The 13149-nt window shown below is 38.9% G+C and carries 13 protein-coding genes; 1 reads left to right on the plus strand and 12 read right to left on the minus strand.

Annotated elements, in window-relative coordinates; translation table 11 throughout:
* Position 1: 1 nt before the first annotated feature.
* The 12 genes from ACDD58_RS18540 to ACDD58_RS18595 all read right to left on the minus strand — a co-directional run bounded on the left by ACDD58_RS18540 (position 2) and on the right by ACDD58_RS18595 (position 11190).
* Positions 2-2182 carry an SEC-C metal-binding domain-containing protein gene (locus ACDD58_RS18540; protein ID WP_370778641.1) on the minus strand — a complete coding sequence of 727 codons (2181 nt, stop codon included), beginning with the start codon at positions 2180-2182 and terminating at the stop codon, positions 2-4.
* 160 nt (positions 2183-2342) lie between these two features.
* Positions 2343-2885, minus strand: a complete 543-nt coding sequence (locus ACDD58_RS18545) for a polysaccharide deacetylase family protein (RefSeq protein WP_243006900.1) — start codon at positions 2883-2885, stop codon at positions 2343-2345.
* A gap of 243 nt (positions 2886-3128) precedes the next feature.
* A complete protein-coding gene (locus ACDD58_RS18550) occupies positions 3129-3353 on the minus strand; it encodes a hypothetical protein (RefSeq protein WP_370778642.1) in 225 nt (74 codons plus the stop codon).
* A gap of 26 nt (positions 3354-3379) precedes the next feature.
* Positions 3380-3541 (minus strand): hypothetical protein, encoded by a 162-nt coding sequence (locus ACDD58_RS18555; protein ID WP_158570882.1) that lies wholly within the window; start codon positions 3539-3541, stop codon positions 3380-3382.
* A 137-nt stretch (positions 3542-3678) separates the two neighbouring features.
* Positions 3679-5301 carry a recombinase family protein gene (locus tag ACDD58_RS18560; RefSeq protein WP_370778643.1) on the minus strand — a complete coding sequence of 541 codons (1623 nt, stop codon included), beginning with the start codon at positions 5299-5301 and terminating at the stop codon, positions 3679-3681.
* A complete protein-coding gene (locus ACDD58_RS18565) occupies positions 5298-7031 on the minus strand; it encodes a recombinase family protein (protein ID WP_370778644.1) in 1734 nt (577 codons plus the stop codon). The genes ACDD58_RS18560 and ACDD58_RS18565 overlap by 4 nt, the downstream gene beginning before the upstream one ends.
* The gene (locus tag ACDD58_RS18570) at positions 7031-8692 is read right to left on the minus strand and encodes a recombinase family protein (protein WP_370778645.1); all 1662 of its coding nucleotides are present in this window, start codon (positions 8690-8692) and stop codon (positions 7031-7033) included. Before ACDD58_RS18570 ends, ACDD58_RS18565 begins: the two co-directional genes overlap by 1 nt.
* A gap of 134 nt (positions 8693-8826) precedes the next feature.
* Entirely contained in the window at positions 8827-9072 is a 246-nt protein-coding gene (locus ACDD58_RS18575; protein WP_117921999.1) for a DUF6870 family protein, read from the minus strand.
* A gap of 68 nt (positions 9073-9140) precedes the next feature.
* Positions 9141-9278 carry a hypothetical protein gene (locus ACDD58_RS18580; protein WP_370778646.1) on the minus strand — a complete coding sequence of 46 codons (138 nt, stop codon included), beginning with the start codon at positions 9276-9278 and terminating at the stop codon, positions 9141-9143.
* A complete protein-coding gene (locus ACDD58_RS18585) occupies positions 9275-9847 on the minus strand; it encodes a helicase C-terminal domain-containing protein (protein ID WP_370778647.1) in 573 nt (190 codons plus the stop codon). The genes ACDD58_RS18580 and ACDD58_RS18585 overlap by 4 nt, the downstream gene beginning before the upstream one ends.
* A 69-nt stretch (positions 9848-9916) precedes the next feature.
* Positions 9917-10579 carry a hypothetical protein gene (locus tag ACDD58_RS18590; protein WP_370778648.1) on the minus strand — a complete coding sequence of 221 codons (663 nt, stop codon included), beginning with the start codon at positions 10577-10579 and terminating at the stop codon, positions 9917-9919.
* On the minus strand, positions 10552-11190 hold the full coding sequence (locus ACDD58_RS18595) for a hypothetical protein (protein WP_370778649.1): 639 nt from the start codon (positions 11188-11190) through the stop codon (positions 10552-10554). Before ACDD58_RS18595 ends, ACDD58_RS18590 begins: the two co-directional genes overlap by 28 nt.
* 590 nt (positions 11191-11780) lie before the next feature.
* On the opposite strand from ACDD58_RS18595, the gene ACDD58_RS18600 reads away from it, so the two are divergent.
* Entirely contained in the window at positions 11781-13142 is a 1362-nt protein-coding gene (locus ACDD58_RS18600) for an aspartate aminotransferase family protein (RefSeq protein WP_370778650.1), read from the plus strand.
* Positions 13143-13149 lie beyond the last annotated feature (7 nt).

Here is a 13149-nt window from a genome sequence, read left to right on the forward strand (position 1 = left end):
TTTATTTTCCACAGCACTTTTTATATTTTTTCCCACTTCCACATGGGCACGGATCATTCCGGCCTATTTTCTTACCTTCCCGCTGATATGGCATATCCATTTCAATACCGGCAAACGGATCCCATTCTTCTACCCGATTCATATAATAATCACTGATTCCTGCTACCTGTTCTCCGACCATATCGATCAGTGCTTCTACGCTCTCGTCCTCTGTCCGGTCCGCAATTGCAGCAAACATGGTGTTTGCTTTATTATATTTTCCAGTACCCATATAGGACAAAGCCGTAAGACAATCTAATTCAGCATTTTCTACGGAAAGTCCCTTCCGGATCTTTTCTAATGCTTTTGGTCTGTCCGACTCTCTGTTTTCATAAAAAGCCCTGTATATTTCTTCCTGTATTTTTACAGGCATATCTTTTAATGATGTGTCCTGTGTGATCTCCTCTCGTTCTATATCTGCCGCAAAAACGTCTGTTTCAAATGCATTTTTCCCGGTGATTTTCTCATACTCCATCCTGGAATATCCATGAAGCATTGGGAGTCCAAGTGTCATGATACCTTCAAGTACAACCTGCCAGATATTCATCCGGTCGTATAAAAGAACTGTTTTTCCAGCCTGTTCCTCATGCAGTAAGATTGTATCAAATATTTCATCTGCACTGCATCCACTGACTGTTTCATTAAAAATCAGTTCTATCATATCCGAAACATCATCCTGTGACATATCCAGTGTTTCATCAAGCTCCTGTGCCAAAATCTGCCAGCATTGTCCAAGATCAGCAATATTCGTGGAGACAGAAAGAACTTCTTTTTGTGAAAACTTCTTATAAGGAAGATCTGTGGCAAACTTTTCCAGTCCCTCAATAATCCGTTCATTATCTACATTTATAAGTGCCGCATAACTTTTCCCGGTATCACTTCTTCGTAAAGTCTGAAACTGCTTTCCAAAACTGCCATACCAGTACACATACCGAAGGAAATCCCTCTCTGAAAGGTTCATATTCCATACATTTTCAAAAATTTCATGAAAATCCTTGAGTTCTAACAATATATACGTAAGCAGAAGTTTCATTATTTTTCCGGTAATATCATCAATCTCTTTCCGATACCTTTTCCGGTCTAATGACGTTATCAAACCAAACCTTTCTTTGAAATCAATAGCAGGAAACACATATGCTGCCTCTGTTTTGGGCGGAACCTGCACATGTAAAAGTCCCAATACGATACCTTTCATAATTGTATCATAGTCTGCTGTGTATTTTTTATTTTCCACAAAACCACTTATTTTCTCAAATTCCCGTATATTATTTTCTGTCAGAATATAAAGATAATACTCCGGGTGCTTTGTCAGTTCTTCATTGATGGCATCCGCTAATATACCCGGATCTTCCTTTTCATAATCATATGAAAGCTGGAGATACTTGCTGTAATCCCTTGTTTGCTGCTCACTCAGCCTGTGAATTAATTCCTTACATGTCCGATAAGGCGGCATTTTACAGATATTTCCTTTCGCCTCTTTATTGCAGAATTCTTTCCATGCAGTTACTTCTTTTCGTATGACGGACTGTTTTTTCGCGGCATCGTCCAGATTTTTCAAAAATTTTTCTGCCTGCTCCCTGAAATATTCATAAAATTCTTTTTTGTTCTCTTTAAAGGCTTCGATACCTTTCATCATCTGCTCATAATCGTCCGGCATATCTGTTTCCTTAAAATGCATTTTTTCAAGATTATGATTGACTGCTTCCATATCGTATTTTTCCGGCTGCATATCTTCATCCCAGTCACCACAGAAATCTTCAATAAAATTGTCTCCTTTTACCTTCAAAATTGCGGCATGATCTGCTGTATATTCCGGCATCTTTTTTTCAAATATCACCTTGTGCTGCCAGTCATCGCCAAAATCATAGGTATAACGAACCCATTTTTCATGCTCTAAAACCGGTCCCACCGGTGTTTTTTTCTCGATCATGAACATACTTTTCACTGCATCTTTTTTACTTTTTACAATTTCAAAACTATTTCCGGGGCTTTCGAAAATATGCAGATGCATATCCTCCCACCCGAAAATCTCCTGAATCACACAATGCAGATCTGCAAAAGACATTTTTTCAGGTACTACAACTCTCCGCCATACTGGTGGGTGAGTATCCATGATCATGATTTTTAAAACAATGCCTGACATGTTTTGATACCTTCGCTTTCGTTTGCTATTTTATATCTGTGACAATTATAACATTTGTCATGCATGTTTTGGAATTTTTTGCTTAATCCCACATATTTTTCCAAACATTTCCTTTTTGTATTTTATTAGACTTTTTGTCGTTCGTCAAATATTTCCCCGCTCACTCCATCAAAATCTCCTCCACCGTCACAAACGTATACCCCTCTTTTTCCAGTTCATCAATGATCGCAAATGCCGCTTTCACCGAGGATTCCGACGCATCATGCAGCAGAATGATATCATTCTCCTCTACCTTATCGATCACTCTTTTGGCGATCACTCCGGAATTGTCTGTCGCCCAGTCTTTCGGATCAACGTCCCACAGTACCTCAATCATTTTTGTCTCATAATCCAGATTACATTTCCAGCAGCCATACGGAGGTCTTATGTACTCCGGATATTTTCCGGTGATATCATGGATGGCGGCATTTGTCTTATCCACCTGCTCAATCGCCGCTGCATCGGAAAGATTGCTTAAATTGACATGCTCGTAAGAATGCGTGCCGATCAAGTGCCCGGAATCAGAAATATCTTTGACGATATCAGGATATTTTTCAACCTCTTTTCCCAGCAAAAAAAACGTGGCATTGACACCACGTTCTTTTAACCCCGAAAGAAGTTCTTCTGTATAATCCGGATTTGGTCCATCATCTGCTGATGTCAAGTAAGGACCAAATTTTTTTGAAGAAATCTTGATTTTGGGGTTGACAAACTACAACATGAGCATTTCATAAATCATTGTTTGTATATAATACTTTTTATTTAAAATGCCTAGCTGCTTCATGCTAAAATTATAGTTTGTTTTACACCTTGCCTCTGTTACTAATTCATCACAATTTACTATACATTTCAATAATTCTATTTCTGATGTATGTAGAAGAACACTGCTTTTTTCTCTCAATATAAACTACAGCCACTCCCTTTTTTTTAATTCCCTTTCCGCATCTATATATACACTTTCCATACGATGATCTTCTCCTGCAATCATAACATCAAAACCATACTTGTAATAGGCTACTATTTTATCTAAATCATTTTCAGGAACCACTTCATCAACATAGCGTATTGCTTTTACAATTTCCACTCTCTGTTCATAGCTCAAAATAGACGTTCTATTTTTTCTTCTAATCATAAAATCATCCGTTCCAACCCCCACAATTAAATACTCACACAAATCTTTAGCTTTTTATAAACGTCTATGTTAATGGTATCAGCAACAAACCTTTGATATGTATAGTTTGTAAAGTCTAATACATAGCCCCTCTCCATGTCAAACAGTCTCTCAAAGTAATCTTTCTCGATATATGTCATCTGCGCCATAGATTAATACCTCCATCGTCAAGAAAATATAAATATACAATATTTTCCTACTATTGACATCTAAAATATTAACTATGGCATTTTTAGATGAAAAAAGAAGAAGCCCTTTTGTCACTTTAGACTTCTTCTTTTTAATCTTACAATAGTTCTTCAAATTCCTCCCGATACTTCCAGACAATCTCTATCCGCTTATCTTCATATACTATGACTTTCTCCACCATCTCCCTCATAAAATCTTCTGTCAATGTTTCGCTCGTTCCATACCTTTTCACAAGATCTGCAACACATCGATAGTTTTTTTCCCTTTCCTCCTGCATATCAATCTGTTCAGAGACTTTCTCTATTTCTCTCCGTACTACTTCCTCCTGCCTGCTTAACTGTTCCTTTTCTTTTAAGAATACATCCTGCTTTACCATACCAGAACGGAACCGTTCGTACAGCTTGATTTTTTCAGCAGGAAAACGCTCTAAGCTTTGTTTTAGTCTATTTTCCTGCTGTTTCGACTTCTCCTGCTGTTTTTCAAAGAGCTTGGAAACAGGGATTATCGCAAACAATCTACAATGTTCCTGCCAGATAGTCCATATCGTCTGCTCAATCTGTTCTTTTTCCATACGAATCTCATTGCACTTTGCATTGTCCAGCAAATTTCTGCGTTTACACAGATAATAAGGTATCTTTGTTTTCCGCAGTTCTAACCGATTTCCACAGCATCCGCAAAAGACAATTCCTCGGCGGACAGCAGAACGGTCATAAACCGCTATTTTCCCTTTTCTGATACTGTCATTCGCCTTTTTGAAAAGTTCCCGACTGACAATCGCCTCGTGATGATCCGGTATCACAAGCCATTTTTCTTCCGGCTGTCTTACCTTCTGTTTACAGCCAATTTGGGTACGGACCGCCTTTCGATACACCATATCTCCCTGATATACCCGGTTATGGATAATAGAATGTATCTTGTTACGATTCCATATATCTGCTTTATAATGCCGATTAAGCTGCTCTCCCTTTGCCTGCTTATAAGTCAGCCTGGTCGGCACTCCCTCTGCATTTAGTTCGATTGCCAAAGTTTTTGCATCTTTTCCATCTGCCAACTCCTGAAAAATACGCCGTATGGTAACTGCTGCACCCTCGTCAACTTCCATTCTTTTACCATCTGATGACTTTTGGTAGCCATACACCATGCAACCTGCGTAATATTCACCCCTTTTCATGCAGGTTGTAACTCCGCTTTTTACCTTTTCAGACAAATCTCTGCTATACATCTCATAGATAAAATTCTTAAAAGCGACATCCATTCCACCCATCTGTCCGAAAAAATCTTTACTGTCAAACCCATCATTGATGCTGATAAAACGAACACCCAAAAACGGGAAAATCTGTTCCAAATAATCTCCAACTTCCAGATAATTTCGTCCAAAACGTGACAAATCCTTTACGATAATGCAATCTATTTCTCCCTGCCTGCATGACCGGAGCAGCTCCTTTATCGCCGGTCTGTCAAAATTAGTGCCGGAATATCCGTCATCCACAAATTCCTTGATTTCTGCTCCCTGAAATTCTTCTCCTTGCTCTATAAAGGTATCTATGAAATTTCTCTGGTTACTGATACTTACACTCTCTGCCTTTTCTTCAGAATTGCATAAATCTAAATCTTCCATGGAAAGTCGGATATATTTTGCAACCATATATTTCTTCATCCTTGCTCCCGTCTGTCCGCTACAGCGGACACTCAAATCAGAGAGATTAAAATTCTCTTTCAATTTGCTCCCTCCTGCTCCATATCAGCTCTCTTTTCCAGTAAACTCCGATATTCATCCTCGAATCGAAATATAATATGAATACGCCCTTTTTCAAATACTTCTATTCGTTCTATTAGGGCATCCACCATATCTTTTGTAACCACCATCTGCCCGAAATACTGTTCTGCGGCGTGAGATAGTTCCAGATCCTCTCCATAAGTCTCCTGCATTTTATTCAAAAGCAGTTCTTTCTCTTTACGAGCCACCTCAAGTTCTGCAAGTGCAGCTTGATATTTATTTTTCAACATGAAATATTCCTGAACCGTAAGTAATTTATCTTTATAGTCAAGATAGGTGCTGCTTAATTTCTGCTGATACTGTGTCTCTTTTTGTCTTAAGTCTCTTGTCTCACTTTCAAGCACCATTCGCCTCTTTCCGATTTCAGCACTGCCATTTCTTGACCGAATTTCTTCTCTGCCTTCTAAGAATATTTTCAGATGTATCTGAACCGCTTCTAATACTGCTTTTTCCAGTTTTCTTGCACTGATATGCTTTTTAACGCATCCCATTGCTCCATTTTCTCTGTAATTGGGGCAATAGTAGCTCATAGAATTGTAATTACCAACAGCACCTCCCATCGTGATACCACAATCCCCACAAAATATTTTGCCTTTAAACAAATTGTCACGTTTCGGATTTTCTTTTGCTTTTTCCAGATTATCTTTATACTCCTGCGCTTTCTTTTCATTAACCGCTTGTACTGCTTCAAAGAGTTCTTTGGATACAATAGGCTCATGGGTTCCCGGAACAATCACCCATTCCGACCTTGGAACATAATGTCTCTTTTCTCCCTTGTGCATAGCTGAATGTGTCTTGCCTCTTACCATGTTTCCCAAGTACACTTCATCACGAAGCATATCCTCTATGGCATAGATTTTCCAAAGAACATTACTCCCCTTCTCGTTCCTTACAATCCCTTTTTCATAGCGGTATGCACTGGGTGACTTTATTCCTTTTTCGTTCAAAATCTTTACAATACTGCAATATCCATAGCCCTCAGATCTCAGTCTAAAGATATAACGCACCACCTCGGCGGCTTCCTCATCCACTTCATATTTACCCTTAACTGTATTTGATTTCTTATAACCGTATGGAGCAACTCCACCGCCATATCTTCCTTCTCTTTTCTGAATTTCTATAGCAGAGCCTACTTTTCTGGAAATGTCCTTTGCATACACCTCATTGATAATATTTTTCAGCGGAATTTCTATCCCATTCGCTACTCCCCTGCCATCTTCAGAAGAAATTACGGCAAAAGTATCAAAGTGGTCTGTAACAGAAATGAACCGAATGTTTAAGAAAGGGAATATTTTTTCCAAATAATTTCCTGCTTCTAAGTAACTACGTCCAAAACGAGAAAGATCTTTTACGATAATGCAGTTAATCTTACCTTGTTTCGCATCTTCCATCATTTTCTGAAAAGCAGGGCGTTCAAAATTTGTTCCACTAAATCCATTGTCGATATAAATATCAACCACTTTCATATCCGGCTTATCTTTTACAAAATCTTCCAAAAGCGCCTTTTGATTTTCCACTGTATTTTGATTGTTTTTTCCGCTATCTTCTTTAGACAGCCGAATGTAAAGTGCAACGGAAAAATCATGTGTTTTAACTTTTGGGGTCTGTTCCGATAATTTGTTCTCACTCATCTTATCTCTCGGAACCGGATGATTTCTGACTTTTCGTGCCATCAAATCACCTCCCGAACAGCCGTTTCCTGCTTGATTTCACCTACCAGTCCAGCTAATTGCTCGATTTCATCCTGATAGCGAAAGATAATCTCTATCCGACGATCTTCATACACATATATCTGACTGATAAACCGAACGAATAAGGAACGCTTTAACTCTATATCTTTGCTTGTCAAAAATTTCTCCATGAAACTTTCTTTTTCATATCTGCCATCTAATAGCATTCTTTTTTTCTTGCTCAATTCCGTAGCAGCATTCTTAGTATCTTCTATTCTGTTATCTAATTCCTTCTTAAACAGCAGATACTCGTCCTGAGTAATTAGTTCATTTTTATAGTCCTCATAACATTCCAATTTTAAGCGATTATACTTTTCAATATCTCCCTTTATTTTTTCGAATTGCAGTACCATCATTTTTATCTTGTCTGAATTACAAGATGTTTTCCGTATGTACAGGATACTCTCCTGTAAATCAGCCAAATGCTTCAAATGAAGCTGCAATGTTTTTGTTACGGCAAGATTTAAGGCATTTTCACTGATTCTATGACTGCTACATGTATCTTTGTTCTTCTTATTTCCAGAGCAGACATAATATACATATTCAAAAGAACCGCTATATGCCTTCTTTCTTACCATACTGCATCCACAATCCGCACAAACCAGATAACCGGAATATATGGAGACCGCTCTTTTTCCTGCTATTACCCTTGTATCTTTCTGTATAATATCTGAAATAATTTCAAAATCAGCTCTGCTTATGATTGCCTCATGTGCATTTTCAATCCGGATCCATTCTTCCCGTGGCTTCTTTTCCCGCACTTTGACTTTATAATTAGGGGTACTCTCCTTTCCCTGTATCAGAGTTCCCACATAGATCTCATTTGTCAAAACACGCATAACTGCCATTGCGGTCCACTTCGCCTTACTGTGTGTCTGGAACACCGTCTTATACCCGCTCCCCTGCTCCTTCTTGTATTCTGCCGGAGAAAGAATCCCTAGACTATTCAATTCATCCGCAATCGCCTGCTGGCTCATTCCGTCCATCTTCATACCAAATATCTCTTTTACAATTTCTGCTGCATAAGGATCAACAATCAGTTTATTTTTATCTTTCCCTCGCATATATCCGTAGACCGCAAAGGCACCAATAAATTCTCCACGTTTCCTCTTTACTTCTAAATGGCTTCTGATTTTAATTGAAATATCCCTGCAATACGCATCATTGATTAAATTCTTAAAAGGAATAATGATATTATTGGATACCGCTGTATCATCAGCACTGTCAAAATTATCATTAATTGCGATAAAACGTACACCCAGTAAAGGAAAAAGTCTCTCAATATACTTTCCGACTTCAATATAGTTTCTTCCTAGTCGTGACAGGTCTTTTACAATGACGCAATCTATCTTCTTGTTTTTGATATCTTGTAGCATTCTTTGAAAATCAGGTCTGTCAAAATTCACGCCACTATAACCGTCATCAATATAGAAGTCAACAATCTCTATTTCCGGTTTACTATGTATATAATCTTCAATATATTCTTTTTGATTTTCAATACTGTTGCTTTGCAGCGTTTCACTCCCGGCAAAATTCCCATCCTCTTTGGATAAACGCAGATAACCTCCGCATAGATATGTTTTAGATAAGTTGTTTGATAGCATAAAAAAACACTCCTTATTCATATTAGCCAGAACAATCTGCTATAAAAATAAGAAGTGGTTTCTATTCATTTAGTCCTATGCATATATTAGCACAGAACTTTCCTTTTTTCCAGACCTTTATAGCAATTTTCATTCTATATTCCATCTGCCAACTCCCGTAATCTTTGTTTCAGGCTGACTCCTTCTGTAAAAGAAGATTTTACTATTACATCTCCTACCATAAAGCAATACGGATTTTTAACATTTCTTAAAAAAGTTTTCATCTGCATTTCTTTATCCACATCGTCTGAATCATCTTCCGGGATTCTTGTTACATCTATGAGTCCATCTCGATTAACTGTTCGTATATCAACCGACTTCAGTTTTTCCCATTCTTCCATTTTTTCTCTCCACGAAGCAGCAAGCTGGCTTATCTCACTATATGACAGCCAGCTTGTTCGATATTCCTCTATAATCTTTTCATTTCTTTCATTTCTTCCAACGCTCTCATACATTCCTCAACCCTGACAACTGCAATACAGGCTGCTAGAGCCATAAGAAGCAGAGCACCTGTTACAGTACTCACTACGATTCCTATGATTTTCATTCTTCTTCCCGGTCTTTATCCATAAAATAACTGTCTGTTTTCTTCCTTATAATAAAGTCTGCCACATCCATGAGCCTGTCCGTGACCGGCATGGTCGGCAGGGTATTCAGAATTTCTGCCCGGTATCTGCCACGCAGGGATGCTCTGCTGTCTAAGATAGAAAATACCGCCGTGTCCTGTTCCCTGCGGATGCCACGCCCGAACCACTGTCTGAGTTTAATCAGCATTTCCGGGATAATGATGTCCCTGCGGTATAAATCAAAGTCCTCATACTGGTTTCTCTGGTATTCCATGACCGGATCCGGCACGGGAAACGGCAGTTTTACTACAATTAGGCTGGAAAGGATATCCCCTGCAAGGTCAATTCCCTCTCCGGCACTGTCACTGGCAAACAGCACTCCGTTTCCGCTTCTTCTAAAGCTACTTATTACATCCAGTCTGCCTCTGCCCATGAGAAACAGCGGATAATCAGAAAGCTGCTCCTTCAGACCATAAAACACCCTCTCCATGAGCCAATAGGATGTAAAAAGGATCAGGGTATGCCCATGAGTGGCAGACACTATCTGCACTATTTCCTCCATGATCGCCTGTATGTATCTGTCATCCCGGATATTCGGAAACGGCATGCGCTCTGGTATCTAGAGCAGACCGTTACTCTGAAAATCAAAGGGTGAGGGCTTGCTGGTTTCCATGATTCTTGATAAAGCTGCAAAGGAAAGCCCTGTCATTCTCTTAAAGTGCCCAAAATCCCCCCGGACTGACATTGTGCCGGACGTAATAATAACCGGTATCGGTCTGCTCCAGATGTCACGGAATAAAACCTGTTCCAGTTCCATTAGAACCGCACACAGGGCAAGCCTGCCGTTCTCCCTCTTTTCCATCCAGCAGATTGAATTTCCGCTGTTTAGAAATACGGTCAGCTTGTCCGTCAGCTCCTGACAACGCTTTTTCAGGCCCTGCATCCGCATTTTTTGTCCGCTGTTTTCCTGATAGGATAAGGGAAGCTGCTCTAAAGCCTTTGCCATGTGCCTTATGTAAATTTTTTCCATGGAACCTATCACTATTTCAATCCTGCTTCCCTCTCTGGTGTGGTTTCCTGCTAAATCTCCCGCCAGTCTGTCAAATATCTGTCTGTTATATTCCGCAAGCTGACTCCGCAATACAGTAAGTTCATCCATGCCTGTGGTTCTTCTGTTCACTTCACTCAAACCCACGATAAATTCCGCATCCTGCTCGTCCCAGACTGTGCTGTACATCTGTCTTGCGGCATCTATCAGCTTGTGGGACTCATCAAACACCATTGCCCCATATCCCGAATTTTCTTAAAATTCATAAATCTACATAAAAGCGAATAAGGACATGACTTATTGCAGTGAAACACGTTGATTCTGCCTTTTACATAGGGTGTCAGCACGGCATCATCCAAATCAATCCTGTCAAATTCCTGCTCCCCAAGCCTTGCCAGTTCCAGTATCAGATTGGCATCCACTTCTCTCTGCAAATTTTTTATGGATGTCTCATATATCTTCAATCTGGAGTCACAGACATAATGCCGTTTTCCTTTCCGCACCACAAAAGATAATGGTTTGTCAATTACATGGTGCTCTAAAAGGATGCCGGATATCTGCGGTATGTATTCCTCTGTCAATGCTTTCTGCAGGGCTATGGTGGATGTTGATATGACTGCCGGAATCTTCTTATCTGAATAAATGTTATGTACTGTCAGTGCAAGGATATATGCGTGAGTTTTTCCTGTCCCCACTTCCGCCTCACATAAAGCCAGTTTGTTTTCCTGCAATGCCCGGAGCATTTCAAGAGAAAGTTCTTTCTGTTTTACCCTCAGATTCATTCCATGTTTCGGTAAAATCTCATCAAATAAATAAATTAATAATTCTTCTGCACTCTTTGCCATCGTTACGCCTCCTAAAATTTCTTAGTGCCATAAAGCAGCACAGGAATAGGCTGGAAGGTATCGGTTTGGCTTTTTACTAACAAAAATGAGCTTCCATCCAGCCCATGATTTCTACTGCTTTATAAAAAGGTGCATCAGCCATCCTGCCAGTAAGCAGGCATCATAAAAACCGCCCACATTCTTTCTCAAACGTGGGTGTGCATTTTCCCGTCACTTATGCGGGCCACTGGCGTGGAAGTATCATTATCTCCGACCGGTATCATCGCATCCTGCCCCACCACGGGCAGTAAAGCCACAGATATTTCTCGCTTGGAATAATCCGCATGGCGTACCCTGACTTGTGCTATCCGGCTCTCCGGCCGGTCGGATGTGTGCCTGATACACAGATATGAAGTTGTCAAAGTGCAGTAAAAGGGGACTATTTTGAACAAAAGAAAACCCCTTCACCTAATTCGCCGCTAGGTAAAGGGGGCTGCCGAAAAAATTTTCATTTTATTTTAATATGATAACGATAATTAGGAATTATCGTTGTCAAAAATTGAAACATTATAAAAGTCTATTTTAATAATGCATATTTATGGAGGTGTAAAATGCAGAATCTTTTAGATAAAGATTTACAATTCTGTTCTCAAGGTGATACATCTAGCAAGCACTTTCCAAAAAAAATTTTTCGAGGTGCAAAAGGATCTTTTTTGTATGATACTCAAAATGTTAAATATCTTGATATGCAAATGTTTAATAGTGCTGCAAATTTTGGGTATCAAAACACTCAGTATGATGATTGCATTTCTCAACAATTACATACTATCCCAGCTTTGGCAGCCGAATTTATGAACGAGAGTAGGATTCTACTTTCTGAAAAAATATGTAATTATATGTATTCAAACTATGGAGTAACTGGAAGAGTACATTTTACAGTTGGAGGTGCACAAGCTGTAGATGATGCTTTAAAGCTCGCTTTTAATTATACTCATAAACAAGGTGTTATTTGTTTCGAAGGTGCCTATCACGGGAGAACTATGGCAGCTTCAAGTATTAGCTCCAGTTATCGATATACCCGCCAATTTGGCAATGTTATCGATACTTATACAATACCTTTTCCAAACTGCTCTTTATGTGCATATGATATGCATGACTGTTCTTCAGACAATTTGTACTGTATTAACCGTATTATGCGCTTATTTGAGAGTGAATTTTTAGGTGTATATGACACTAATACAAAAGAGAGTCGCTATTCAACGTTTATATTTGAACCAGTTCTTGGAAGAGGTGGTTACGTATTTCCAAAACAAGATTATTATAAACAACTTTTCGAGATATTACATGCACATAATATTGTCACAATAGCAGATGAAGTACAAATGGGATTTTATAGAACAGGGAAGATGTGGAGTTTCGAAAATTATGATATATGCCCAGATATTATCGTATTTGGAAAAGCGATTTCAAATGGAATTTGGCCACTGTCAGGAGTATGGGCAAATGATAAAATCATATCACCTGACATTTGGAAAACAGGCTCTACACATTGCACTTTTGCAGGACATCCCTTAGGTACAGCTATTGGCTTAGAAACATTTAATATAATTGAAAATCCTGAACAAATAAAAAAAATGCAAAAAAGTAGTCAAATATTTTCTGATATTATAAATCAGTTAGCTGCTGAATATCCTTGCATAACACGTGCGCAAGTATTAGGGCATGCTGCTGGTCTTGATATTAGCGACCCAATGACTCATAAACCAGCTTCTGAAAAAGTTCATTTATTAATAGAAAATGCCTTAAATAACCCTTATATTTATAAAGGTGAAAAATGTGGACTAATTTTAACAGCTGGAGGTTTTCATAACGCAAGCTTAATGCTGTCCCCTTCCGTCTTTATATCTACAGAAGAGTTAACAATGTTTAACGAACTATTTCATTTTTATATGGATAATGTTTTTAAAAAATAACCAGTTA

The organism is Roseburia sp. (genome assembly GCF_041325975.1).
GTDB classification, from domain to species: Bacteria; Bacillota; Clostridia; order Lachnospirales; family Lachnospiraceae; genus Roseburia; species Roseburia rectibacter.